Below are 23307 nucleotides of genomic sequence, written 5' to 3' on the forward strand. Positions count from 1 at the left end.
CGTGCGTGGCATTGCTCCTGGACAGCCCCGTGCTGATGGTGGGCGCCATGGTGGTGGGGCCGGAGTTCGGGCCGATCGCTGCGGCCTCCGTCGCACTCGCCGACCGGCGGGGGGCGTTGGCGTGGCGCTCGGTGCGGGCGCTCGCGGTGGGGCTGCCCTTCGCGGTGGTGGTGTCCTACGCGTTCTCCGCCGGTGGGCGACTGGTGGGGTTGAACCCCGAGGAGTTCGCGGGAGTGTCGCACCAGCTCGCGAGCACCATCGCCCAACCGGACGCCTACACGGTGGTGGTGGCCGCGGTCGCGGGGGTCGCCGGCCTGCTGTCGATGACGACCGCGAAGTCCGGAGCGATCGTCGGCGTGCTGGTGAGCGTGACGACGCTGCCGGCGGCCGCGAACGTCGGGCTCGCACTGGCCTACGAGGACGTCGGCGGCGCGTTCGGCTCGTTGGCCCAGCTCGTTCTGAACGTCGCTCTGATGTTCGTGGCCGGCGTGGTCACGCTCGTCGTCCAGCGGCTGGGGTACCAGCGGCGCCTGCGCAAGGAGCAGGCCGGCGCCTCCCGCCGGGGTCCCGCGCCCAGCTGAGGCGCAGCCTCCAGTGGCGTGGGGCGCAGCTGCTCGTCGCGGCGCCGCGACCCGCTGTGGACCCGAACCGGTCGGCGAGGTGGACCATGGTGCGGCGCCGAGCCTCGCTCCGGGCCCGAGGGGCACCTGCCGCCGGCGAACCGGCGGCAGTGGGCCGCTCAGTGGGAGCCGAGCGAGGACCAGACGTCGATCTTGGTGCGGACACGGTTGATGACGTCCGTCGTCACGTCGGACGTGGAGGACGCGCCGCCGAGGTCGGCGGTCTTGATGCCGGCGGAGGCACCCTCGAGGACGGCCTCGTAGATGGCGCGGGAGGCGACGTCCGCCGCCGGCACGCCGCGGATGACCGCGCCGTAGTGGAGGACGGCGGCGTTGGCGAGGATCATCGCCATCGGGTTGGCGACGTCCTTGCCCTGCAGCGAGGGCGCCGTGCCGTGGGGGGCCTCGGCCATCGCGACCCGCGGGGCGTAGTCGGCGTCGAACGCCAGCAGCGTGGACTCGGCGCCTGCGATGGAGCCGAAGAGGGGGAGGACCAGGTCGGACAGGCAGTCGCCGTCGCGGTTGAGGGCCGGGATGACGAGCGGGCCGTCGGCGTCGCCCGAGACGAGGCCGGCGTACGTGGCGTCGATCAGCACCGGCTGGTACCGGACGTCGGGGTTGTTCGCGGCGGCGCGGTCGAGCTCCTCCTTGAGCATCCCTTCGTACACGGGGGAGACCGTCCACTTCGGGCCGCCGTAGACGCGGCCCCGCATCTTCTCGGCGGTGCGGAACGCGTACTCGGCGACGGCTCGGCAGGTGCCGCGGTTGACCTTCTCCGTGCGGTAGGCCATCTCGTCCTCGCCGCCCTCGGTGCCCTCGCGCCACTGCTTCGCGCCGTAGGCGTCGTCGACGGCCATGCGGACGACGGAGATCGGGAAGTGGATGCCGGCGGCGGGCGTGACGCCCGGGATGCGGCGGCCGGTGCGGATGATGACCTTGCCGTCGACCTCCTCGCGGAGGATGCGGTTGGGCGAGCCCACGTCGTCCTTGCCCTCCGGCGTGACCGTCGCGGCCTTCACGCCCAGGCCGCTCTCGCGCATCGCGGCGGCGGCGTCGTGGACGATCTGGTTGTTCGTCTCGCGGCGCTTCTGCAGCCCGAGGTCGAACCGGTCCAGCTGGACGTCGAAGCCGAGCACCTCGGGATCGAGCACCCGCAGGGACTGCTCGAGCAGCTCCTGACCGGTCTCGTCGCCTTCGAGGATGGTGATCGTGAGGGAGTCGGTCATCGCCCCAGGAGGGTAGCGCCGAGCGGCCACTCCGCCGGGTTCGGTCCCGACACCCACCGGACGACCGTCCCGGTCGGCCGGCGCGTCCCGGTCGGTGTACGGCGGCCCGGGCGCGCCCCCGGGAAGCCGCCCGGTGCGCTGCTAGCCTCTCCCGTCGGTCCGTGGGCGGACGATCGCGGGCTCACGGCTCCCGCTTGCGCCTCGACACCGGACCCGACCCCTTATGGAGAAGTTCGTAATCGACGGTGGCCGTCCCCTCTCCGGGACCGTCCGCCCCGCAGGCAACAAGAACGGCGCGCTGCCCATCCTGGCGGCGAGCGTCCTGACCGCCGAGGACGTGATCGTCCGCAACGTGCCGCGCATCCGCGACGTGGCGTCGATGATCAACCTGCTCGAGGGCCTCGGCGTCACCGTCGAGTGGCTCGACGAGCACGCCGTGCGGCTCAACGCCGGCAGCCTGAACGCCGAGGACGGCCTCCGTCGCGAGGACGCCGAGCGCATCCGTGCGTCGTTCCTCCTCGCCGGCCCGCTCCTCGCACGCTTCGGCCATTGCACGATGCCGCCGCCCGGCGGCGACGTGATCGGCCGCCGGCGCCTCGACCCGCACCTCGACGCGCTGCGCGCCCTCGGCGCCACGCTCGAGCTCGGCCGCGACATCGAGATGACCGCCCCGAACGGCGGCCTGCGGGCCGGCGAGATCTTCATGGACGAGCCGTCCGTGATGGCAACGGAGAACGCGCTGCTCGCCGCGGCGCTGACGCCGGGCACCACGGTCATCGGCAACGCGGCCTGCGAGCCGCACGTCCAGGACCTCGCGCGCATGCTCGTCTCGATGGGCGCCAAGATCGACGGCATCGGCTCGAACGTCCTGCACGTGCAGGGCCAGAAGGAGCTCGGCGGCTGCGACCACACCGTCGGTCCGGACCACATCGAGATCGGCTCGTTCATGGCGCTCGCGGGCGTCACCGGCGGCGAGGTGCGCATCACGGACGTCGCCCCGGACGACCTGCGGATGATCCGCCTGGTCTTCGGCAAGATCGGCCTGCACTCCGAGCTCGAGGGCACCACGGTGTTCGTGCCCGGCGGGCAGAACCTCCAGACGGCGCGCGACGTCGGCGAGCACAAGATGAAGGTCCAGGACGGCCCGTGGCCGGCGTTCCCCGCCGACCTCACCTCGATCGCCGTCGCGCTGGCGACCCAGGCCCAGGGCTCCGTCCTGATCCACGAGTGGATGTTCGAGAACCGCCTGGTCTTCACGGACAAGCTCGTCGGGATGGGCGCCGACATCACGCTCTGCGACCCGCACCGCGCGATCGTCTCCGGTCCCTGCCGCCTGCACGGCGAGCGGCTCACGTCGCCGGACATCCGCGCCGGCATGGCGCTGCTCATCGCCGCGCTCTGCGCCGAGGGCCGCAGCACGATCCACAACGTCGACCAGATCGACCGTGGGTACGAGGCCATCGACGACCGCCTCCGCGCGCTCGGCGCGCAGATCGAGCGCGTCCCCGAGGACGCCCAGGTCGCCGTCGGCTGAGTGGCCGGCGGCCCCGTGCCGCCGGCCCACGGCGGGGCCCGGATCCCCGGGCGCCCGCCCGTCGGCGGCCCCGTGCCGCCGGCCCACCGCGGCTGCGTGCACCGTCACCACCCGGGACGCGGCGCACCGGGCATCGGGGCGCACGTCGCGTGCGCCCCGGACCCGCGATGATCCACGGCGATGACGCTGCCCATCCCCAGTGGCACGCGCGACGTGCTGCCCGACGAGATGCGTGAGCGCCACGGCGTGGTCGCCGCGCTCCGCGACGTGTTCACCCAGCACGGCTACGGCGAGGTCTCCACGCCGGCCGTGGAGTACGCGAGCGTGCTCGAGCGGGCCGGGGTCGCCGACGCCGGCGACGCCGCGCGCCCGCGCTTCCGGACGGTCGACGAGCACGGCAACACGCTCGTGCTCCGCTCGGACATGACGGTGCCGATCGCCCGGCTCGTCGGCTCCCGCTTCGCCGACACGCCCGCGCCGATCCGCCTGAGCTACGTGGCGCACTGCTACCGCGGCATCGTCCCCGGCCGCGGCGAGGCGCGCGAGCTGCTGCAGGCCGGCATCGAGCTCTGCGGTGCCGGCGGCTCGGAGGGCACCGCCGAGGCGCTCACCGTCCTCGTCGGCGGCCTCCGCGCCATCGGCCTCGACGGGGCCCGGGTGGCCGTCGGCGACGCCGCGATCTTCCCGGCGCTGCTCGAGGCCGTCGGCATCGCGGAGGACCTGCGCGCCGGGGTGCTGCACGAGCTCGCCACCCGCGACATGGTCGGCCTGGAGCGGCAGCTGCGGGCGGCCACGGACGAGGCGACGGCGGTCCTGCTGCTCGACGTCGCCGGCCGCCGCGGCGGTCCCGAGCTGCTCGACGCCCTGACGGACGAGCGGGTGCGGGCGGCCGCCAGCGGGCTCATCGAGCTCGTGGAGCGGCTGGACGACGACATCGTCTCCCACCTCATCCTCGATCTCGGCCTGACCCGCAAGCTCGGGTACTACACCGGTGCGGTCTTCGAGGTCTACGCGCCGGGGCAGGGACACGCCATCGGCGGCGGTGGGCGCTACGACGACCTGCTCGGCCGCTTCGGTCGTCCGCTGCCCGCCGTCGGGTTCGCGCTCGACGTCGACGCGCTGCACACCGCCCTCGTGGGCGCCTCCCGGGGCGCCTGGCGCGTCGGCTGGGACGGCAGCTCCGCCCCGTCGGCCACCGAGAACGCCGCGACCACGGCACCCTCCGCCTCGACCACCGGGGAGGTGGCGTCGTGAACCGCTTCGGCCTGCGCATCGCCGTCCCGCGTGGCGTGATGATGAAGCCCACCCTCGACGCGCTCGACCTCGTCGGGATCGACACGAGCGAGGTCCGCGAGAACGACCGCAAGCTCCTCTTCGAGGACGCCGGCATCGTGACGATGCGGCCCTCGGACGTCGCGACCTACGTCGAGTCGGGGGCCGCCGACGTCGGCGTCACCGGCAAGGACGTCCTGATGGAGCAGCACACGCGCGACGTGGTCGAGCTCGCCGACCTGGGCTTCGGCCCCTGCCGGATGGTGCTCGCCTCCATCGCCGGCGATCCCGATCCCGCCGAGGAGGCCCTGCGCCGCCTCGGGATCATGCGGGTGGCGACGAAGTACGTCGCGATCGCCAAGACCTACCTCGAGCAGACGGGTCGCCAGGCCGAGATCGTCGAGGTCAAGGGGTCCGTGGAGCTCGCACCGCTGACCGGGATGGTCGACGCCATCGTCGACCTGACGGCGACCGGCACGACGCTCCGGGAGAACGGCCTCGTCGTCCGCGAGGAGATCGCGACGTCGACCGCGCGCCTGATCGCCAACCCCGCCTCGCACCGCCTGAAGGCCGCGGCCGTCGACGAACTGCGGGGGGCCCTCCTTGCCGGTTGAGCTCCTGCGCGTCGGCACCGCGGCTGAGGCCGGATCGGCCGCCGCGCGGATCCGGGCCCTCGTCCCGGGTGGCGGACACGTCGCCGAGGGCGTCGCCGCCCTGATCGACGACGTGCGCACCCGCGGCGACGCCGCGCTGGCGGAGCACGCGACCCGCTTCGACCGCGCCGACGGTGTGCCCTTCGGCCCGCTCGTCGTGCCGGACGGCGAGCTCGACGCCGCCGTCGCCGGGCTGGACGCCGAGCTGCGGGCCGCGCTGGAGCTCGCGATCGACAACGTCGCAGCCGTCTCCCGCGCCACGGTGCACGAGGACCGCGACGTGGAGCTGCCCCAGGGGCAGCGGGTCCGCGTTCGCGAGGTGCCCGTGCGCCGTGCCGCCGTCTACGTCCCCGGCGGCCGCGCCCCGTACCCCTCCACGGCGATCATGGGCGTCGTGGCGGCCCGTGCCGCGGGCGTCGACGAGGTCGTCGTCGCCACGCCCTCCGACGACCCCGTGCTGCGCGCCGCGTGCCGCCTGGCGGGCGTCGACCGCGTCTACCGGATGGGGGGCGCCCACGGCGTCGCCGCGCTCGCGCTGGGCACGGAGACCGTCGACCGCGTCGACGTCGTCGTCGGCCCCGGCAACCTGTGGGTGCAGGAGGCCAAGCGTCAGCTCGCCGGCGTCGTCGGCATCGACGGCTTCGCGGGCCCCAGCGACCTGCTCGTCCTCGCGGACGGCGCCGCCGACCCGCAGCTCGCCGCGCTCGACCTCGGCGCCCAGGCCGAGCACGGGGAGGGTTCGCTCGTCGTCCTCGTGACGGACGACGAGGCGCTGCAGGCCGCCGTGCTGGCGCAGCTGGAGGCCGGCGTCGGGGGCGGCGCACCCCTCGCGGGCACCGGCGCCGCGTACGCCAGCGTGGTGGTGCCCGATCCCGAGGTCGGGCTCGCGGTCGCCGAGGCGTTCGCCGCGGAGCACCTCGAGCTCGTCGGGCCGACGATCGAGCCGCTGGCGCCCCGCGTGCGCAGCGCGGGCTGCGTGTTCGTCGGCGGCGCCGCGGCCACCGCGTTCGGCGACTACGTGGCGGGCAGCAACCACACGCTGCCCACCGACGGCGCGGCGCGGTTCGCGTCCACGCTGTCCGCCCGGACCTTCCGCCGCACCATGAACGAGGTCCACCTCGGGGACGCCGCGGGCGCCCTGGCGGGCCCCGGCGGGCGCATCGCCGACGCCGAGGGCTTCGTGGTGCACGCGGCGTCCATGCGCGCCCGGCAGAATGGGCAGGGCCGATGACCCGCACCTCCTCCATCCAGCGCTCCACCGGCGAGACCCGCATCGAGCTCGAGCTCGACCTCGACGGGACCGGCACGGGCACCCGCGTCACGGGCGTGGGGTTCTTCGACCACCTGCTCGAGCTGCTCACCCGGCACGCCGGGTTCGACCTGAAGGTCGGCGCCGAGGGCGACCTGCAGACGGGCAGCCACCACACCGTCGAGGACACGGGCCTCGTGCTCGGCCAGGCACTGACGGAGGCGCTCGGCGACCGCGTCGGCATTCGCCGCTACGGCTCGGCGACGATCCCGATGGACGAGGCCCGTGCCACCTGTCACGTCGACCTCTCCGGCCGGCCTTTCGTCGTCTTCGAGGACCACGGGCTCCTGCCGCCCGGCGTGACCGGCGGATTCGAGCACGAGCTGCTCGAGGAGTTCGTGCGCGCGGTCGCCGCGACGTCGCGCTCGACGATCCACCTCGAGATCGCATGCGGGCGCGGCGCGCACCACATGATCGAGGCCGGCATCAAGGCCCTGGCCCGCGCGCTGCGCGTGGCCGTCTCGATCGACCCCGATGAGCGCGGCGTACCGTCCACGAAGGGCACGCTGACCGCATGAGCGGCGGGACGGACGAGCGGCAGGGGACCGCGGAGGCCGTCTCCGACCGTCCGGCGCGTCTCGTGGTCGTCGACTACGGGATGGGCAACCGGCGCAGCGTCGAGAAGGCGCTGCAGCACGCCGGCGCCGACGCCGTCGTCACGGACGACCCGGACGAGATCGCGCAGGCCGACGGTCTGGTGCTCTGCGGCGTGGGCGCGTTCCCCGCCGGCGCGCAGCGGCTGCGCGAGACCGGCCTGGGCGACCTCGTCAAGGACCAGGTCGCCGACGGCAAGCCGCTGCTCGGCGTCTGCCTCGGCATGCAGCTGCTCTTCGAGCGCTCGGACGAGCGCGGCGGCGCCGAGGGCCTGGGCCTGCTGCCCGGCCCCGTCCGGCAGCTGCCGCCGGTCGAGGGCCTCAAGCTTCCCCACATCGGCTGGAACTCCGTGACCTGGACCCCCGGGACGACCTCGCCGCTGCGCGCGGGGCTCCCGGACGGCACGGCGTTCTACCACGTGCACTCCTACGTGGCCGAGCCCGAGGACCCCGGCGACGTCGTCGCCCGCGGGGACTACGGCCGGCCGTTCGTCACCGCGGTGGGTCGCGGTCGGGTGTACGGAGCCCAGTTCCACCCTGAGAAGTCCTCCAAGGACGGCCTGCGCATGCTGCGCGGGTTCGCCGAGACCTGCACGAGGTGCGCCACGTGATCCTGTACCCCGCGATCGACATCCTGGACGGCCAGGCGGTGCGCCTGGTGCGCGGCGACTTCGACGAGAGCACCGTCTACCGCGACAGCCCGCTCGAGGCCGCCCGCTCCTGGGTCGAGGCCGGTGCGCGGTTCCTGCACCTCGTCGACCTCGACGGCGCGAAGAGCGGCGAGCCCGCCCACCTGGACGAGCTGGCGAAGATCACCAGCGAGCTCGACGTCCCGGTGCAGTGGGGCGGCGGCCTGCGCACGATCGAGGCCGTCCGCGACGCGCTGAAGGCCGGCGCCGAGCGCGTCATCCTCGGCACGGCCGCGATCACCGACCCCGACTTCCTGGACTCCGTCCTCGGCAGCCACCGCGACCGCGTGATCGTCTCCGTCGACACGCGCGGCGGCATGGTCGCCACGAAGGGCTGGCTCGAGACGACGACGATCGACGGGCCCGAGGCGATCAAGCGCCTGCAGCAGCGCGGCGTGCGGCGGTTCGTCTACACGAACGCCGACCGCGACGGACTCGAGCAGGGCCCGGACATGGACGAGGTCCGCCGGATCTCGCAGGCCGTGCGCGGCTCGTGGATCTTCTCCGGCGGCATCGGCACCACGGAGCACCTGCAGCAACTCGCCGACGCCCGCATGGTCAACCTCGGCGGCGTCATCACGGGCAAGGCGCTCTACGAGAAGCGGTTCACGATCGCCGAGGGCCACGCGGCCCTGCAGGTCCGTTGAGTCCCCGCCGAGCCCCGGAGCGTCCATGCACCTGAAGCGCGTCATCCCCTGCCTCGACGTCGACGCAGGGCGCGTGGTGAAGGGCACGAACTTCGTGGGCCTGCGCGACGCGGGCGATCCCGTCGAGCTCGCCGCGCGCTACGACGCCGAGGGCGCGGACGAGCTCGTCTTCCTCGACATCACCGCGACGAGCGACCAGCGGGGGACGATCGTCGACCTCGCCCGCCGCGCGGCGGACGAGCTCTTCATCCCGTTCACCATCGGGGGCGGCATCCGCTCCGTGGCGGACGCCCAGGCGGTGCTCGATGCCGGCGCCGACAAGGTCGCCGTGAACTCGGCCGGCGTGGCCCGCCCGGAGCTCCTGACGGAGCTCGCCGACCGCTTCGGCGCGCAGTGCGTCGTCATCGCCATCGACGCGAAGGCCGTCGCGCCGGAGACACCGCAGGACGAGCGGCCCGAGGGCGACGCCTGGGAGGTCTTCGTCGCCGGCGGCCGCAAGCCCACGGGCCGCGGCGCGGTGGCGTGGGCGCGGGAGGCGGTGGAGCGCGGCGCGGGGGAGGTGCTGCTCACGTCGATGGACGGCGACGGCACGACCTCGGGCTACGACCTGGGACTGACGCACGCCATCGCGCAGGCCGTCCCCGTGCCCGTCATCGCCTCGGGCGGCGCGGGCACCCTCGAGCACCTCGTGGAGGCGCTGGAGGCCGGCGCCGACGCCGCACTGGCCGCGTCGATCTTCCACTTCGGCACGTTCACCATCGCCCAGGCGAAGGAGCGGATCGCCGCCGCCGGGATCCCGGTGCGCCCGATCCGCGTCGACTGACCTCAGTCCCTGCCCCGCCGCGCCGCCTTCAGGCTCGCCACGTCCCGGCGGGCCTGCTTGCGCGGTACGAGGTGGTAGACGCTCGTGTAGGTGTCGAGGTACAGGCGCCGGCCGTCGGAGATGCCCGGATCGAAGGCGCCGCTGCGATGGCTGTAGAGCAGGGCCCCGTCCCGGGCGCGGCGGATCCCCAGCGACTTGCGGCCGAGGTTGGCGTACATCACGAGGTCGCCGATGACCGTCACGCCGCCCGACACCTTGCCACCGAGGTTGCGGGTCCAGCGCGGCCGGCCCGAGCGGGCGTCGAGCGCGTAGAGGACGCCGCCGTAGGAGCCGATGAACACCGTCGGCCCGCGGCCCGCGACCGGCGCGACCGCGGGGGCGGAGTACACGATGCCCTTCGTCCGCCGACGCCACGCCAGCCGTCCGGAGCGCTCGCCGACGGCGGACACGGAGCCGTCGACGTTGCCGACAAACACGCGCTGGTAGGCGACGGCCGGGGTGCTGTAGAGCCGGCCACCGAGGTCCTCGACCCAGCGCCGGCGCCCCGAGTCCAGCCAGATCGAGTGGAGCTTGCCGGCGTAGTCGCCGACGTAGAGCGCGTTGCCGTTGCGCGCCACCGCGGCCTTGACGGGGCCGTCGGCCCGGTAGCGCCAGTCCACGCGGCCGTTCGTGCGCGAGACGGAGAGCACGTCGCCGCCCTCCGTCCCGAAGATCACGCGGTCCTTCGTGATCAACGGAGAGGACTCCGTGCGCGACGCGAGCCGCAGACGCCACACCCGGTGGCCGTTCGTCGCCCGCAGCGCGACGAGCTCGCCACCCTTCACGGCCTTGTTCCGCCGCAGGACGGTGGCGTAGATGCGCCCGCCGCCGCAGGCGGGGGACGAGGCCGCGAGCCGTCCGACGCGCGTGGACCACGCCGTCTTGCCCGTCCGGCGCTCGACCGCGCGGAGCAGCCCGTCGTTGCGCAGGTAGAAGATCCGGCTCCCGCAGAGGACGGGCGGGAACTCCAGCAGCACCCGGCCCGTCGAGCCCCAGCGCTCCACGAGCGGCGGCCGGATCGGCTCGGGGCCGGCGAAGGGCAGGTACCGGGTGCGCTGCGCGTTGCCGCCGTACATCGGCCAGTCGGCGCCGTCGTCGTAGCGGTCCTTCGGGTTCTCGGGCTCGCGCTGCGCCGTCGTCGTGGTGGTCGGCGGGGTCTCCGCGAACTCCACCGTCGGGTCGGACACCTCGCTCGGTCCGCGCAGGCGGTCGAAGGCGACCGCGCCGACGCCGAGCAGCGCGAGCAGCACCACGACGCCGAAGCAGCCGATGAGGCCCCACGGGCGGCGCGAGGCGTTCAGGGGCGAGCCGGGCATCGGGACAGGGTACGGTCCGACGCGACGTGCCCGATCCGCTCCGCACCCTGCGCACCCCCGAGGAGGCCCTCGCCGCGCTGCGCGCCCTGCCCGCCGCCCGGCGCCTGCTCGAGGTCGCCCGCGCCGACGACGACGCGTGGCTCGTGGGCGGCGCCGTCCGCGACCTGCTGCTCGGGCGCGAGCCGCGCGAGCTCGACGTCGCGGTCGTCGGCCCGGTCGACGACCTCGCCGCGCGCCTCGGCACCGTCGTCGCGCGGCACGACCGCTTCGGCACCCTCGAGGTCGCCACGGAGGACGGCGTGCGCCACGACCTCGCGCGCGCCCGCACCGAGACGTACCCGCGTCCGGGCGCGCTGCCCGACGTGACGCCGGCCGCCCGGATCGGGGACGACCTGCCGCGCCGCGACGTGACGGTCAACGCGATCGCGCTGCGGCTCCCGGACGGCGGGCTGGCCGAGGTGCCGGGCGCCCGGGACGACCTCGCCGCGGGCGTGCTGCGCGTGCTCCACGACCGCTCGTTCGTCGACGACCCCACGCGCGTGTGGCGGACCGCCCGGTACGCCGCCCGACTGGGGTTCGCCCCGGACGACGCGACCCGCGCCCTGGCGGCGCAGGCCGACCCCTTCACGATCTCGGGCGCCCGCCACGGCGCCGAGCTGCGGCTGGCGCTCGGCGAGCCGGACCCGGCGCGCGCCTTCGAGACCCTGCAGTCCCTGAACCCGCGCTTCCTGCCGCCGGGGTTCGCGCCGCGACCGCGGGGGCTCGACGACGCGCTGGCGCTCCTGCCCGCGGGCGGCCGGGCCGACCTCGTGCGCCTGGCCGCCTCGTGCGCCGGCGTGAGCCTGGACCACCTGCTGCCGTGGCTCGCCGACACCGGCTTCACGAGCGCGGAGCGCGACATCGTGGGCGCCGGCTCCCGGGGCAGCACCCTGGGCCCGCTGGCCGCCGCCCGCACGCCGTCCGAGATCCACCGCGCCGCCGCGGGTGCGCCGCCCGAGGTCGTCGCGCTGGCGGGCGGAGACAACGCCCGCCGGTGGTTCGACGAGCTGCGGCACGTGCGGCTGGAGATCGACGGGCACGACCTCGTCGAGGCGGGCGTGCCCGCCGGTCCGGGGATCGGCGACGCGCTGCGGCGGGCGCTCGACGCCAAGCTCGACGGCGCGCTGCCCGCCGGGCTGGAGCCGCGCGCGGCCGAGCTGACGGCCGCCCTCGCGCAGCCGCAGGGGACGCCGCGATGACCGCGCCGGTGCACGACACGGATCCCGAGGGCATGCTCCGCACCCCCGACGGCGGGCTGCTGTGCGCGCTGCCGGGCGCCACCGTGCGGTTCACGGGCCGCCGCGGCGGCGCCTCGACCGGCGCGTTCTCGTCGCTGAACCTCGGCACCTGGACCGCGGACGACCCCGCCGCCGTGGCGGAGAACCGCCGGCGGCTCGCGGCCGGCGCCGGGGTGGGCCCCGAGCGCCTCGCCCAAGCCCGCCAGGTGCACGGCACGGACGTGCTCGTCGTCGCGGGCGACGACGACCTGCCGGGGGCGCGGCTGGAGCGGGTGCGGGAGGCCGACGGCACCGCGACCGCGCTGCCCGCCACGCCGTGCGTCGTGCTCTGCGCGGACTGCCTGCCCGTCGGCCTCGTGGCCGACGGCGCGGTGGCGATGGTCCACGCCGGCTGGCGCGGGCTCGTCGGCGGCGTGCTCGAGGAGGGCATGCGGGCACTGCGGGCCGCCGGCGGCACCGGCGCGGTCACCGCCGTGGTCGGTCCCGGCGCCGGGCCCTGCTGCTACGAGGTCGGTGCGGAGGTGCACGAGGCGCTCGCGCCGCTCGGCCCGAGCGTCCGGCACGGGGACCACGCCGACCTGCCCGAGGCCGCGCGGCTGCGCCTGCTCGCCGCAGGGGCCGAGGAGGTCCTGATCGCCGGCGTCTGCACGATCTGCCGCCCCGAGCGCTTCTTCTCGCATCGCCGCGACGACGGCACCACAGGACGACAGGCGGGAGCCGCATGGTTGACGTGATCGAATCGATCGACGCCGCGCAGGTGGCGGAGCGGCTGGCGGCGGTGCGGGAGCGCATCGACGCCGCGTGCGCCCGCGCAGGCCGCGACCCCTCCGGCGTCGACGTGCTCGCGGCCACGAAGTACCTCGCGGTCGACCAGACGCCGAAGCTCGCCGACGCCGGCGTGCTGCTCGCGGGGGAGAACCGCGTGGGGTCGCTCCTGGAGAAGGGCGGCCTGCCCGGCACGGAGCGCCTGCGCTGGGAGTTCATCGGCCACCTGCAGTCGCGCAAGGTCCCCGACGTCCTGCCGCACGTGTCGCGGATCCACTCCGTCGCCTCCGACAGCGTGCTGCGCCGGCTCGAGCGTCACCGCGACCTCGCCCGGCCCGAGCTCGACGTCCTGGTCGAGGTCAACGTGAGCGGCGAGGAGGCCAAGAGCGGCGTCGCCCCGGAGGAGCTCGACGCCACGATCGAGGCGTGCCCGTTCCCCGTCGCCGGGCTGATGACGATGCCGCCGGCCGCGGAGACGCCGGAGGACAGCCGCCGCTGGTTCGCCGCGCTGCGCGAGCTCGCCGACGCCCGCGGCCTGCGCGTCCTCTCCATGGGCACGACCCAGGACTTCGAGGTGGCGGTGGAGGAGGGCGCGACGGTCGTGCGCGTCGGCAGCGTTCTTTTCCGATAACCGGGGAGGAGTTCGCTCCTCGTGGGAGAATCAGCCCGGAGTCATGGCCCTGCGCGACATCTGGCATCGAACGCTCGTGTACTTCGCCCTCGCAGAGGAACGCGATCCGTACGACGACGGGTACGACGACGAGCCGGAGTACGACGACCGCCGCGAGCGGGCCCGCGAGCCCGTCCGGGAGCCCACGCCCGTGCGGCGCATCGACCGCGCCCGTCGGCGCCGCGAGGACTTCGACGACATCTTCAGCGACGAGGACGCCCCGGCCCGCTCCGGCGCCCACCTGCGCCCCGTCGGCGGCTCGTCCCGTCCCGCCGCCGCACCGGCCCCGGAGCGCCAACGCGACGTGCGCGTGCACCTCGTGCTGCCCAAGTCGTTCAACGACGCCCAGCAGATCGCCGACCGCTTCAAGGACGGCATCCCGGTCGTCATCAACCTGCAGACGTCGGACACCGACCTCTCCAAGCGGCTCATCGACTTCGCCAGCGGCCTGACCTACGCGCTGGACGGCGGAATGCAGCGCATCGCCGACAAGGTCTTCATGCTCACCCCCGCCAACGTCTCGATCTCCGCGGAGGAACGCGCGCAGCTGATCGAGAAGGGCTTCTTCAACCAGAGCTGACCGCCGGGCGTCCACGGCTCCGTGGACGCCGGCACCCGCGCACGACGGGCCGCGAGGCCCGTGCGTCGAGCGGCCGGGGCCCACGGGTGGGGTCACGACGGCGGACCGGTACCGTTGGGGGTCGCTCATGCGCTTGGGATTCTTGGGAACCGGCAACATGGCCTCCGCTCTGGCGCGAGGCATCGGGGAGCCGGCGCTCTGCTTCGACCCCGTCGAGGAGCGCGCGGAGGCGCTCGCCCGCGAGCTCGGCGGCGAGGCCGTCGCCGACCCCCGCACGCTCGCGGAGCGTGCCGACGTGGTCGTGCTCGGCCACAAGCCCTACCAGCTCGAGGCCGCGGCCCGTGAGCTGTCCGGCGCCAAGGCGATCGTCTCGATCCTCGGCGGGGTCGACGTGTCGGCGCTGCGCGCCGCCTACCCCGACCGCCCGGTGGTGCGGCTCATGCCCAACACGCCCGTCGGCGTCGGCAAGGGCGTCGTCGCGGTCGCGATCGAGGAGGGCGCCCAGCCCTCGGCCGAGGAGACGCGGGTCCGCGCCGAGGTGATCGCACTGGTCGAGCGCTGCTCCACCGTCCTCGAGGTGCCGGACTCCCGCATGGCGGCCGCGACGGCCATCTTCGGCGTGCTGCCCGCGTACGTCGCCGTCTGGGCCGAGGCGACCGTCGACGCGGCCGTCCGTCACGGCTTCACCCCCGACGAGGCCGGGCGCGTCGTCGCCGCGGGCATCGAGGGCTCGGCGGCGCTCCTGCGCGACCAGGGCCACGACACGCTCGCCGTCCGGCGCGCGGTGACGTCGCCCGGCGGCTCGACCGCCCGGGGCCTGCGAGCGCTCGACCAGGGCGGGTTGCGCGAGACCGTGCAGGACGCCTTCGACGCCGTCATGGACGTCGCATGAGCCTCCTCGCGCAGACCGTCGCCCTCGCCTCCGTGCGGACCGAGGTCGCCTCCTTCCTGGACGCGCTGATCCAGGTCTACATGATCCTGATCATCGCCTACATCCTGCTCTCGCTCGTGCAGAGCGCCGGCGTACGGATCCCCTACAACACGTTCACGAACGCGGCCCAGCGGTTCCTGCGCGACGCGGTCGAGCCGTACCTGAGCATCTTCCGCCGGTTCATCCCGACGCTCGGGCCCTTCGACCTGTCCCCGATCGTGGCGATCCTCGTCCTGCAGATCGTCGGCGGGCTGGTGGTGCGCCTTGTCCAGGGATGAGGCGCGGGCCGGGCGCCTGGCCAACCGCCGCGTGCTCGCGGTGGCCGTGGTCGTCCTGATCCTCGACCAGCTCACGAAGCGCCTGGCCGTCGAGGCGGTGCCGCGGGGGACGAGCGAGCAGTTCCTCCCACTCATCGACCTCGTGCACGTGCGCAACGAGGGCGTCGCGTTCTCGAGCTTCGCGGGGCAGCCGTGGATCGTCGGCCTGCTCGTGGTCGCCGCCCTGGCCGCGCTGACGTGGTGGTTCCTGCGCAACCGCACGGTGCGCTTCGCGTGGCTCGCCGCGGGCATGCTCGCCGGTGGGGCCATCGGCAACGTCCTGGACCGCATCATCGAGGGCGCCGTCATCGACTTCCTCAAGCCGCCGAACTGGCCGGCCTTCAACCTCGCCGACATGGCGATCGTCGGCGGCATGGCGCTGCTCGTGATCGTCGTCGAGCTCGAGAACCGCCGCACGACGGCGGGCCAGCGGCACGACGCCCGGCCGCAGCGCGGATGAGCATGGAACGCCTGACCGTCCCCGCCGACCAGGACGGGGCGCGGCTCGACGTCGTGCTCGCCGAGGTCTGCGGCTCCCGGGCCCGCGCGCAGCGCGCGATCACCGAGGGCAACGTCCTCGTCGACGGCACGCCCGCCAACCCGGCCCAGAAGCGCCTGGCCGTCCACGCGGGCCAGACCGTCGAGGTCGACCTGGGCACCCTCGTCCAGCCCGTCGGCGAGGTCCGCCACGACGCCCCCGACGTCGACGTCCTGTACGAGGACGAGCACCTCTTCGTGGTCGACAAGCCCGCCGGGCTCGTCGTCCACCCCGGCGCCGGGCACGACGGGCCGACGCTCGTCGACGCCGTGGCCAGCCGCATCACCGCCGCCCTGCCGCCGGGAGGCGACGCGGAACGCCCCGGCATCGTGCACCGCCTGGACCGCGACACGTCCGGCCTGCTGCTCGTGGCGCGGACGGACGAGGCCCACCGCCGCCTGCAGGCCGCGATCCGCGACCGCGAGATCACCCGGGAGTACCTCGCGCTCGTCGACGGGCGCCCCGAGTCGCGCACCGGGACAATCGACGCCCCGATCGGGCGCGACCGCCACGTGCGCACGCGCCAGTCCGTCGACACGGATGCCCCGCGGCGGGCGGTGACGCACTTCGAGCTCGAGGAGGCGCTGCCGCGCACCTCGCTGCTGCGCGTGACCCTGGAGACGGGGCGGACGCACCAGATCCGCGTGCACCTGAAGGCCATCGGCGTGCCCGTGGCGGGCGACCCGGAGTACGGCCGCAACGCGGGCACGCCCGGCGGGCACCCGCTGGGCCTGGAGCGTCAGTTCCTCCACGCCCGGCGGCTCACGTTGGACCACCCGATCACGGGTGAGCGGCTCGAGGTGGAGTCCCCGCTGCCGCCCGACCTGGTCGAGGCGCTGCACCGCGCCCGCGAGGGCTCCTGACCCACGCGTGGGGCCGGCGCCCGCACGCGCCGGTCACCTGCGCAGGCCGCGCCGGGCGGAGCGGGCGCTCCGCCGCGCCGGGCGGGCCGCGCCCCACGGCCGTTCCTGGTTGAATTCATGGGCGGTGCGCCCATTCGGACGCGCCGACGTTCAGTCACTTCGACCCCGCTGGGTCACCCCGGATGCGTCCCTGCCCGATCACGTCGGGAACGCGCACCGGTCCGGCGGGCCACCGTTTCTTCGCACCAAAGGGAGTCACCATGGCCGAGATCGGCATCAAGGACCTGCTCGAGGCAGGCGTCCACTTCGGACACCAGACCCGTCGTTGGAACCCGCGCATGGCGCGGTTCATCCACGGCGAGCACTCCGGCATCCACGTCATCGACCTGCTGCAGACGGTCGAGCTGCTCGCCCAGGCGCAGGCGTTCGTCTCCGACATCGCCCAGCGCGGTGGCACCGTCCTCTTCGTCGGCACGAAGCGCCAGGCGCAGGACTCCGTCCGCGAGGCCGCCGAGTCCTCCCGCATGCCGTACGTCAACCAGCGCTGGTCGCCGGGTCTGCTGACGAACTTCCAGACGTCGAGCAAGCGCATCAAGACGCTGAACGACCTCGAGCGCCTCGACGCCGAGGGCCAGCTCGACCTGCTGCCCTCGCAGGAGCGCATCACGCGCCGCAAGGAGCTCGCGAAGCTCCAGATCAACCTCGGTGGCGTGAAGGACCTGCGCCGCGCCCCGGACGCCGTCTTCGTCATCGACGTGAACTCGGAGAAGATCGCGGTCGAGGAGGCCACGAAGCTCCGGATCCCCGTCATCGCGCTCGTCGACACGAACGTGAACCCCGACGGCGTCGACTTCCCCGTCCCGGGCAACGACGACTCCATCCGCGCCTGCGCCGCGATCGCCCACGCGATCGGTGACGCCGCCGCCGGCGGTGCCGCCGCCTGGTGGGAGGCCGAGGAGGCCCGCCGCACCCGCGAGACGGCCGAGAAGGAGCAGCGCCAGGCCGAGGAGGCCGCCAACCGCGAGGCCGAGCAGGCCCGCCGCCTCGAGGCCGAGGAGCAGAGCGCCGCCGCTGCCGCCGGCCAGGAGGCCGCCGCGAACGAGGCCGCCGCCGCTGCCGCCGAGCAGGCCGCTGCCGACGAGGCCGCCGCCGCCCCGACCACCGACACCCCGGCGCCGGCCGCCGAGTAAGGGAGCCACCACCGCATGAGCAACATCACCGCCGCCGACGTCAAGGCGCTCCGCCAGCGCACGGGCGCCGGCATGATGGACTGCAAGAAGGCCCTGCAGGAGGCCGACGGCGACATCGAGAAGGCCGTCGAGATCCTGCGCGTCAAGCTCGGCAACAAGGTCGGCAAGCTGGCCGACCGCGAGGCCGCCGAGGGCACCGTCCAGTCGTCCGTCTCGGCCGACGGCAAGCGCGCCGTCCTCATCGAGGTCGACTGCAACACCGACTTCGTCGCCCGCAACGACGACTTCATCGCGTTCGCCCGCCGCATCGCCGATCACCTCGTGAACGACGACGCCCAGGCGAACCCGGGCACGATCGACGTCGAGGTGCTGCTGCACGAGGAGATCGCCCCGGGCCAGACCCTCGAGGCCGCCCGCGCCGATCTCTCCGCCACCACCGGCGAGAACGTCGTCATCCGTCGCGCCGAGCGCTTCGTGGTCGACGGCGAGGGCGCGATCGCGTCCTACATCCACGCCACGGGCAAGGTCGGCGTCGCCGTCCAGGTCAACGGCGTCTCCGGCGACGAGGCCGCCGCGTTCGCGAAGGAGGTCGCCCTGCACGTCGCGGCGACCCCCGCCACGAAGTACGTCTCCTCGGACGACGTCCCCCAGGACGAGAAGGACGCCGAGCTGCGGGTCTACAACCAGCAGGCCGAGGCCGAGGGCAAGCCCGAGCAGATCCGCGAGAAGATCGCCCAGGGCAAGCTCCAGAAGTGGTTCAAGGAGATCGCGCTCCTCCCGCAGGAGCACATCAACCCGGACAAGCACGACGGGAAGACGATCGACCAGCTGCGCAAGGCCGTCGGCGACGACGTCACCGTCGCGCGCTTCGCCCGCTTCCAGGTCGGCGAGTAGGACCCCAGGGGCACATGTCCGCCTCCGCGACCCCGACGGCCTTCCGGCGCGTCCTGATCAAGCTGTCCGGCGAGTCCCTCATGGGCGACCGGGACTACGGCACCGATCCGGACCGCCTGGCGGCCGTCGCGGCGTCCATCAAGGACGTCCACGACCTGGGCGTCCAGGTGGCGATCGTCGTGGGGGCGGGCAACATCTACCGCGGCATGGCCGGCGCGGCCGCGGGCATGGACCGCGCGACCGCCGACTACATGGGCATGCTCGCGACGGTGCTCAACGCCCTGCCGCTGCAGGACGCGCTCGAGAAGCGCGGGATCACCACGCGCGTGCAGAGCGCCCTGGACATCACCGAGGTCGCCGAGCCGTACATCCGCCGCCGGGCGGAGCGCCACCTCGAGAAGGCCCGCGTCGTGATCTTCGCGGCGGGCACCGGCAACCCCTTCTTCACCACGGACACCGCCGCCGCCCTGCGCGCCGCCGAGGTCCACTGCGAGGCCATCCTGATGGCCAAGAACGGCGTGGAGGGCGTGTTCACGGCCGATCCCCGCACGGACCCCTCCGCCGAGCTGATCCACGAGATCACGCACATGGAGGCGATCGAGCGCCGTCTGCGGGTCATGGACTCCACGGCGCTCACGCTCTGCATGGAGAACCGCCTGCCGATCCATGTCTTCAACATGGACGACGAGCGGAACATCGTCCGGATAGTCTCGGGCGAACGCATCGGCACGCTGGTCCACACCCCGGCGTGATCCCGGCGCTCTGCGCCGGCCGCTGCAGCACCCCCTGTCGTTCAACACTCAAGAGGTCCCTATGCCCGACGACTCGATCATCGAGGAGCTGCTCGCCGACGCCAAGGAGCGCATGACCAAGGCCGTCGAGCAGACCTCGGGTGAGATGGCCACGGTGCGCACCGGTCGCGCCAGCCCGAACCTCCTCGACCGCGTGGTCGTCGACTACCACGGCGTGCCGACCGCCCTGCGCCAGCTCGCGCAGATCGGCGCCCCGGAGGCCCGCCTCCTGACGGTCATGCCGTACGACCCCTCCTCGATCAAGCAGATCGAGAAGGCGATCTCGGACGGCGACCTCGGCGTCACGCCCTCCAACGACGGCAAGACGATCCGCCTCGGCATCCCGGAGATGACGGAGGAGCGCCGCAAGGAGATGGTCAAGGTGGCCCGCGGCATCGGCGAGGACGGCCGCATCCGCGTGCGCAACGTGCGCCGCGACGTCCTCGGCGACCTCCGCACGATGAAGACGGACGGCGACATCGGCGCCGACGACGAGCACCGCGCCGAGGCCGAGCTGCAGAAGATCACGGACGAGGCGATCGCCGGCCTCGATGTGCAGCTCAAGGCCAAGGAAGCGGACATCCTCGAGGTCTGAGGGAGTGCCCGCCACCCCCACGGACGCCTCCGGGCGTCCACGCTCCGTCGCGATCATCACCGACGGGAACGGCCGCTGGGCCCAGCGCCGCGGCCTCTCGGTCGCGGAGGGCCACCGGGCGGGCGCCGACGTCGTGCGGGCCCGCCTCCGCGACGCCGCCGAGCTCGGCGTCGAGGAGCTGACCGTGTTCTCGTTCTCCACGGAGAACTGGACGCGGCCCGTGACCGAGGTCTCCGCCCTTATGGCGATGTTCGGCGAGCGGATCGACCGTGAGACGCCCGAGCTCGTCGAGGAGGGCGCTCGCATGCGGTTCATCGGCCGCCGCGAGGGCGTCGATCCCGCGCTGATCGAGAAGATGGACTGGGCGGAGCAGCAGACCGCAGGCGGCGACGCGATCACGCTCGTCGTCGCGTTCAACTACGGGGGGCGCGCCGAGATCCTCGACGCCGCCGCGCGCTACGAGGGTGGGGGCGAGGACGCGTTCCGCGCGCTCCTCTACGGCCCCGACCTGCGCGACCCCGACCTCCTGATCCGGACCTCCGGGGAGCAGCGCATCAGCAACTACCTGCTGTGGCAGTGCGCCTACAGCGAGATCGTCTTCGCGCCCGAGCTGTGGCCCGACTTCGACCGCGGCGCGTTCGAGCGGTGCCTCGACGCGTACGCCACGCGCGACCGCCGCTTCGGCGGGCGGGTCGGCTGATGCCCGTCCCCCGCAGGGGCCGCGGCGCAGACGACGTGCCCGACGACGAGCCGCGCGCCCCGCGCCCGGCGCCGCCCCGCGGGCGACGCCGCGAGGCCCGCTTCGAGCTGGAGTTCGGCGACTTCGAGCCGGCCGAGCGGACCCGCACCGGCTCCCGCACCCGCGGGGACGTCAGCAGCACCTACGAGCCGGTCGAGCCCCTGGCCGCCCGGCGCCGCCGCGGTGGCGACCCGCTGCCGGACGATTCCGGCACCTACGACGCCCGCCCCGGCGACCGCGACCGCCGCGTGCGGCGCCGCGTCGCCGAGGTCGAGCAGCGCGGGGCCGAGCGCACCGCGGACCCCGTCGCCGGCGAGATCGCGGCGCTCGAGCGCTTCGAGGACGCCATCGAGACCGTCCGCAAGCCGTCGGACCGCGGCGGCGGCAGCGACCTCGGCGCCCGCGTGATCGTGGCCGTGCCGGCCGCGATCGTCGCCGTCTTCCTCGTCGCCCAGGGCGGCCCCGTCTTCGTGGCGGGCATCGTCGCCTTCGGCCTGATCGGCGTCTGGGAGCTCACCCGGATGTTCGCCAAGACGCGACCCTCGCTGGTCGCGGGAGGCATCGGCGTGGTGGCGGTCATCCTCGCCGCGGCGCTCGGCGGACGGGAGGCGATGCTCACGGCGGTCACCGCCGCGATCCCGCTCGTGTTCCTCGCCGTCGCCCTCGGGCACCCACGGGGCAGCATGCCCGGGGTGGCCGTGACGATGCTCGGCGTCGTCTGGATCGGCCTCGCCCTCGGGCACGCCGTCCTCCTGCGCGACGGCGACCACGGCGGCGGGATCGTCCTCAACGTCCTCATCGGCACGTTCCTCGGCGACACCGGCGCCTACCTCGGCGGGCGCATGTTCGGCAGCCGCAAGCTCTGGCAGCGCGTCTCGCCGAACAAGACGGTCGAGGGGCTGCTCATCGGCATCGTCACGGCGATCGCCGCCACCTGGTTCGCCGGGCTCTACCAGGACTGGCTCAGCGGGACCGAGGCCCTGCTGCTCGGCCTCGCGATCGCGGTGGCGGCCCCCCTCGGCGACCTCTTCGAGAGCTTCCTCAAGCGCGATGCCGGCACGAAGGACGCCGGCGGCCTGTTCGGCGTCCACGGCGGCGTCCTCGACCGCCTCGACGCGGCGATGTTCGCGATCGTCGCGGGCTATTACGTCTGGCTCGCCATGGGCGGCGTGTAGGACCGGGCCCCGCCCCGGCTCGGGTCCCCGGAGGGGGCGCCCTTTGGGCGCATCTGGCAGGGTGTCCGCGTCATGCCTCGCCGCCTCCTCATCCTCGGATCCACCGGCTCGATCGGGACGCAGGCGCTCGAGGTCGTCGCCGCCGCGCCGGAGGGCACGTTCGAGATCGTCGGGCTCGCCGCCGCGCGGCAGTGGGAGTCCGTCGTGGCGCAGGCACGCGAGCACGGCGTCACGCGGATCGCGCTCGCCGACGCCGACGCCGCCGCGCGGGCGGGGGAGGCGTGGACCGACGGCGAGGTGCTCCAGGGCCCCGAGGGGCTCGTCCGGATGGTGCTCGAGTCGGGCGCCGATCTGGTCCTGAACGCGCTCGTCGGCGCGGCCGGCCTCGGTCCGACGGTCGCGACGCTCGGCGAGGGGATCGACCTCGCGCTCGCCAACAAGGAGTCGCTCGTCGTCGGCGGCGAGCTCGTCATGCAGCTCGCCGAGGCGACCGGGGCGCGGATCCTGCCCGTCGACTCCGAGCACTCCGCGCTCTGGCAGCTCATCCAGGCCGAGTCGCGGACCGGCACCTCCGCCGCGCGCGAGGCGGGGACGATCGAGCGGCTCGTGCTGACGGCGTCCGGCGGCCCGTTCCGCGGGCGCACCCGCGAGGAGCTCGCGAGGGTCGGCGTCGAGCAGGCCCTGAAGCACCCCACCTGGGCGATGGGCGGCAAGATCACGATCGACTCGGCCACCCTGATGAACAAGGGGCTCGAGGTCATCGAGGCCCAGCATCTCTTCGGCACGGGCTACGACCGCATCGACGTCGTCGTGCACCCGCAGTCCATCGTGCACTCCTACGTGACGCTGAACGACGGCGCCGCGCTCGCGCACCTCGGCCACCCCGACATGAAGGCCCCGATCGCCTTCGCGCTGCACCACCCCGAGCGACGGCCGATCCCGATGCGCCCCCTCGACCTCGCCGAGGTCGGGCAGCTGACCTTCGAGCGGGCGGACGAGGAGACGTTCCGCTGCCTGCCGCTGGCCCGCGAGGCCGGCCGGGCGGGCGGCACCGCGCCGTGCGTGCTCAACGCCGCCAACGAGGTGGCGGTCCACGCGTTCCTCTCCGGCGCGGTGGGGTTCCTCGAGATCGCCGAGATCGTGGAGGAGACACTCAACCGGGTGGAGGCCACGCCCGTGCACGCCTTCGACGCGCTGTACGCCGCCGACCGGGAGGCCCGCGACGTCGCGACCGCCCTGGTCGCCGAGCGCGCCTAGGGCC

26 protein-coding genes (1 of these 26 running past the window's edge) are annotated in these 23307 nt (G+C 74.2%); 24 read left to right on the forward strand and 2 right to left on the reverse strand.

Annotated elements, in window-relative coordinates; translation table 11 throughout:
• Nucleotides 1-581 carry the 3' portion of a DUF389 domain-containing protein gene (locus F593_RS0119960; RefSeq protein ID WP_022930509.1) on the forward strand. It extends 385 nt beyond the left edge of the window, so only the last 581 of its 966 coding nucleotides appear in the window; its start codon lies beyond the left edge, outside the window; the stop codon is at nucleotides 579-581.
• A gap of 158 nt (nucleotides 582-739) precedes the next feature.
• Here the strand turns inward: F593_RS0119960 and F593_RS0119965 are convergent, their stop codons facing one another.
• Nucleotides 740-1846, reverse strand: coding sequence for an isocitrate/isopropylmalate family dehydrogenase (locus tag F593_RS0119965; RefSeq protein ID WP_022930510.1), 1107 nt, complete (start codon nucleotides 1844-1846; stop codon nucleotides 740-742).
• Nucleotides 1847-2069: 223 nt separating this feature from the next.
• On the opposite strand from F593_RS0119965, the gene murA reads away from it, so the two are divergent.
• From murA to hisF, 8 genes are all read left to right on the forward strand, one after another.
• The gene (gene murA / locus F593_RS0119970) at nucleotides 2070-3380 is read left to right on the forward strand and encodes a UDP-N-acetylglucosamine 1-carboxyvinyltransferase (protein WP_022930511.1); all 1311 of its coding nucleotides are present in this window, start codon (nucleotides 2070-2072) and stop codon (nucleotides 3378-3380) included.
• 180 nt (nucleotides 3381-3560) lie between these two features.
• A complete protein-coding gene (locus tag F593_RS27000; RefSeq protein WP_022930512.1) occupies nucleotides 3561-4634 on the forward strand; it encodes an ATP phosphoribosyltransferase regulatory subunit in 1074 nt (357 codons plus the stop codon).
• Nucleotides 4631-5266: an ATP phosphoribosyltransferase gene (hisG, locus tag F593_RS0119980; RefSeq protein ID WP_022930513.1), complete on the forward strand. Its 636-nt coding sequence runs from the start codon at nucleotides 4631-4633 to the stop codon at nucleotides 5264-5266. Before F593_RS27000 ends, hisG begins: the two co-directional genes overlap by 4 nt.
• Complete coding sequence (hisD, locus tag F593_RS0119985) at nucleotides 5256-6536, forward strand: histidinol dehydrogenase (protein ID WP_022930514.1); 1281 nt, start codon at nucleotides 5256-5258, stop codon at nucleotides 6534-6536. The genes hisG and hisD overlap by 11 nt, the downstream gene beginning before the upstream one ends.
• Nucleotides 6533-7132 (forward strand): imidazoleglycerol-phosphate dehydratase HisB, encoded by a 600-nt coding sequence (gene hisB / locus F593_RS0119990; protein ID WP_022930515.1) that lies wholly within the window; start codon nucleotides 6533-6535, stop codon nucleotides 7130-7132. The genes hisD and hisB overlap by 4 nt, the downstream gene beginning before the upstream one ends.
• Nucleotides 7129-7818: an imidazole glycerol phosphate synthase subunit HisH gene (hisH, locus tag F593_RS0119995; RefSeq protein ID WP_022930516.1), complete on the forward strand. Its 690-nt coding sequence runs from the start codon at nucleotides 7129-7131 to the stop codon at nucleotides 7816-7818. Before hisB ends, hisH begins: the two co-directional genes overlap by 4 nt.
• Entirely contained in the window at nucleotides 7815-8543 is a 729-nt protein-coding gene (hisA, locus tag F593_RS0120000; protein WP_028721838.1) for a 1-(5-phosphoribosyl)-5-[(5-phosphoribosylamino)methylideneamino]imidazole-4-carboxamide isomerase, read from the forward strand. The genes hisH and hisA overlap by 4 nt, the downstream gene beginning before the upstream one ends.
• A gap of 25 nt (nucleotides 8544-8568) precedes the next feature.
• Entirely contained in the window at nucleotides 8569-9366 is a 798-nt protein-coding gene (gene hisF / locus F593_RS0120005; RefSeq protein WP_022930518.1) for an imidazole glycerol phosphate synthase subunit HisF, read from the forward strand.
• Between the two features lie 2 nt (nucleotides 9367-9368).
• Here the strand turns inward: hisF and F593_RS0120010 are convergent, their stop codons facing one another.
• Nucleotides 9369-10721: a PQQ-binding-like beta-propeller repeat protein gene (locus F593_RS0120010; RefSeq protein ID WP_022930519.1), complete on the reverse strand. Its 1353-nt coding sequence runs from the start codon at nucleotides 10719-10721 to the stop codon at nucleotides 9369-9371.
• Nucleotides 10722-10747: 26 nt separating this feature from the next.
• Between F593_RS0120010 and F593_RS28925 the strand changes: the two genes are divergently transcribed.
• The 15 genes from F593_RS28925 (at nucleotide 10748) to dxr (ending at nucleotide 23303) form a co-directional block, all read left to right on the forward strand.
• A complete protein-coding gene (locus F593_RS28925) occupies nucleotides 10748-11959 on the forward strand; it encodes a tRNA nucleotidyltransferase/poly(A) polymerase family protein (protein ID WP_022930520.1) in 1212 nt (403 codons plus the stop codon).
• Entirely contained in the window at nucleotides 11956-12732 is a 777-nt protein-coding gene (locus F593_RS0120020) for a purine nucleoside phosphorylase YfiH/LACC1 family protein (protein ID WP_022930521.1), read from the forward strand. The genes F593_RS28925 and F593_RS0120020 overlap by 4 nt, the downstream gene beginning before the upstream one ends.
• Nucleotides 12720-13394, forward strand: coding sequence for a YggS family pyridoxal phosphate-dependent enzyme (locus F593_RS0120025; RefSeq protein ID WP_022930522.1), 675 nt, complete (start codon nucleotides 12720-12722; stop codon nucleotides 13392-13394). Before F593_RS0120020 ends, F593_RS0120025 begins: the two co-directional genes overlap by 13 nt.
• 43 nt (nucleotides 13395-13437) lie before the next feature.
• The gene (locus F593_RS0120030) at nucleotides 13438-14013 is read left to right on the forward strand and encodes a cell division protein SepF (RefSeq protein WP_022930523.1); all 576 of its coding nucleotides are present in this window, start codon (nucleotides 13438-13440) and stop codon (nucleotides 14011-14013) included.
• Nucleotides 14014-14140: 127 nt separating this feature from the next.
• Nucleotides 14141-14905, forward strand: coding sequence for a pyrroline-5-carboxylate reductase family protein (locus F593_RS27010; RefSeq protein ID WP_022930524.1), 765 nt, complete (start codon nucleotides 14141-14143; stop codon nucleotides 14903-14905).
• Complete coding sequence (locus F593_RS0120040; RefSeq protein ID WP_022930525.1) at nucleotides 14902-15222, forward strand: YggT family protein; 321 nt, start codon at nucleotides 14902-14904, stop codon at nucleotides 15220-15222. Before F593_RS27010 ends, F593_RS0120040 begins: the two co-directional genes overlap by 4 nt.
• On the forward strand, nucleotides 15209-15721 hold the full coding sequence (gene lspA / locus F593_RS27015; RefSeq protein WP_084630237.1) for a signal peptidase II: 513 nt from the start codon (nucleotides 15209-15211) through the stop codon (nucleotides 15719-15721). Before F593_RS0120040 ends, lspA begins: the two co-directional genes overlap by 14 nt.
• A gap of 2 nt (nucleotides 15722-15723) precedes the next feature.
• Nucleotides 15724-16662, forward strand: coding sequence for an RluA family pseudouridine synthase (locus F593_RS0120050; RefSeq protein WP_028721840.1), 939 nt, complete (start codon nucleotides 15724-15726; stop codon nucleotides 16660-16662).
• A gap of 260 nt (nucleotides 16663-16922) precedes the next feature.
• Nucleotides 16923-17852, forward strand: coding sequence for a 30S ribosomal protein S2 (gene rpsB / locus F593_RS0120055; protein WP_022930528.1), 930 nt, complete (start codon nucleotides 16923-16925; stop codon nucleotides 17850-17852).
• A gap of 15 nt (nucleotides 17853-17867) precedes the next feature.
• The gene (tsf, locus tag F593_RS27020) at nucleotides 17868-18746 is read left to right on the forward strand and encodes a translation elongation factor Ts (RefSeq protein WP_022930529.1); all 879 of its coding nucleotides are present in this window, start codon (nucleotides 17868-17870) and stop codon (nucleotides 18744-18746) included.
• 14 nt (nucleotides 18747-18760) lie between these two features.
• Nucleotides 18761-19498: a UMP kinase gene (pyrH, locus tag F593_RS0120065; protein ID WP_022930530.1), complete on the forward strand. Its 738-nt coding sequence runs from the start codon at nucleotides 18761-18763 to the stop codon at nucleotides 19496-19498.
• A 76-nt stretch (nucleotides 19499-19574) separates the two neighbouring features.
• Nucleotides 19575-20132, forward strand: a complete 558-nt coding sequence (frr, locus tag F593_RS0120070; protein ID WP_028721841.1) for a ribosome recycling factor — start codon at nucleotides 19575-19577, stop codon at nucleotides 20130-20132.
• Between the two features lie 4 nt (nucleotides 20133-20136).
• Complete coding sequence (gene uppS, locus F593_RS0120075; RefSeq protein ID WP_022930532.1) at nucleotides 20137-20832, forward strand: polyprenyl diphosphate synthase; 696 nt, start codon at nucleotides 20137-20139, stop codon at nucleotides 20830-20832.
• Nucleotides 20832-22046, forward strand: a complete 1215-nt coding sequence (locus F593_RS28930; protein ID WP_022930533.1) for a phosphatidate cytidylyltransferase — start codon at nucleotides 20832-20834, stop codon at nucleotides 22044-22046. The genes uppS and F593_RS28930 overlap by 1 nt, the downstream gene beginning before the upstream one ends.
• A 72-nt stretch (nucleotides 22047-22118) precedes the next feature.
• A complete protein-coding gene (dxr, locus tag F593_RS0120085; RefSeq protein WP_022930534.1) occupies nucleotides 22119-23303 on the forward strand; it encodes a 1-deoxy-D-xylulose-5-phosphate reductoisomerase in 1185 nt (394 codons plus the stop codon).
• The last annotated feature ends 4 nt before the right edge of the window (nucleotides 23304-23307 follow it).

The sequence above is a fragment of the Patulibacter americanus DSM 16676 genome, assembly GCF_000420025.1.
In the GTDB taxonomy this organism is placed as follows: Bacteria; Actinomycetota; Thermoleophilia; order Solirubrobacterales; family Solirubrobacteraceae; genus Patulibacter; species Patulibacter americanus.

Coding starts and splice junctions, on each gene's coding strand:
- F593_RS0119965 (WP_022930510.1), bottom strand. CDS start 1,846: ATGACCGACTCCCTCACGATCACCATCCTCGAAGGCGACGAGACCGGT.
- murA (WP_022930511.1), top strand. CDS start 2,070: ATGGAGAAGTTCGTAATCGACGGTGGCCGTCCCCTCTCCGGGACCGTC.
- F593_RS27000 (WP_022930512.1), top strand. CDS start 3,561: ATGACGCTGCCCATCCCCAGTGGCACGCGCGACGTGCTGCCCGACGAG.
- hisB (WP_022930515.1), top strand. CDS start 6,533: ATGACCCGCACCTCCTCCATCCAGCGCTCCACCGGCGAGACCCGCATC.
- hisH (WP_022930516.1), top strand. CDS start 7,129: ATGAGCGGCGGGACGGACGAGCGGCAGGGGACCGCGGAGGCCGTCTCC.
- hisF (WP_022930518.1), top strand. CDS start 8,569: ATGCACCTGAAGCGCGTCATCCCCTGCCTCGACGTCGACGCAGGGCGC.
- F593_RS0120010 (WP_022930519.1), bottom strand. CDS start 10,721: ATGCCCGGCTCGCCCCTGAACGCCTCGCGCCGCCCGTGGGGCCTCATC.
- F593_RS0120020 (WP_022930521.1), top strand. CDS start 11,956: ATGACCGCGCCGGTGCACGACACGGATCCCGAGGGCATGCTCCGCACC.
- F593_RS0120025 (WP_022930522.1), top strand. CDS start 12,720: ATGGTTGACGTGATCGAATCGATCGACGCCGCGCAGGTGGCGGAGCGG.
- F593_RS0120030 (WP_022930523.1), top strand. CDS start 13,438: ATGGCCCTGCGCGACATCTGGCATCGAACGCTCGTGTACTTCGCCCTC.
- F593_RS27010 (WP_022930524.1), top strand. CDS start 14,141: ATGCGCTTGGGATTCTTGGGAACCGGCAACATGGCCTCCGCTCTGGCG.
- F593_RS0120040 (WP_022930525.1), top strand. CDS start 14,902: ATGAGCCTCCTCGCGCAGACCGTCGCCCTCGCCTCCGTGCGGACCGAG.
- F593_RS0120050 (WP_028721840.1), top strand. CDS start 15,724: ATGGAACGCCTGACCGTCCCCGCCGACCAGGACGGGGCGCGGCTCGAC.
- rpsB (WP_022930528.1), top strand. CDS start 16,923: ATGGCCGAGATCGGCATCAAGGACCTGCTCGAGGCAGGCGTCCACTTC.
- tsf (WP_022930529.1), top strand. CDS start 17,868: ATGAGCAACATCACCGCCGCCGACGTCAAGGCGCTCCGCCAGCGCACG.
- pyrH (WP_022930530.1), top strand. CDS start 18,761: ATGTCCGCCTCCGCGACCCCGACGGCCTTCCGGCGCGTCCTGATCAAG.
- F593_RS28930 (WP_022930533.1), top strand. CDS start 20,832: ATGCCCGTCCCCCGCAGGGGCCGCGGCGCAGACGACGTGCCCGACGAC.
- dxr (WP_022930534.1), top strand. CDS start 22,119: ATGCCTCGCCGCCTCCTCATCCTCGGATCCACCGGCTCGATCGGGACG.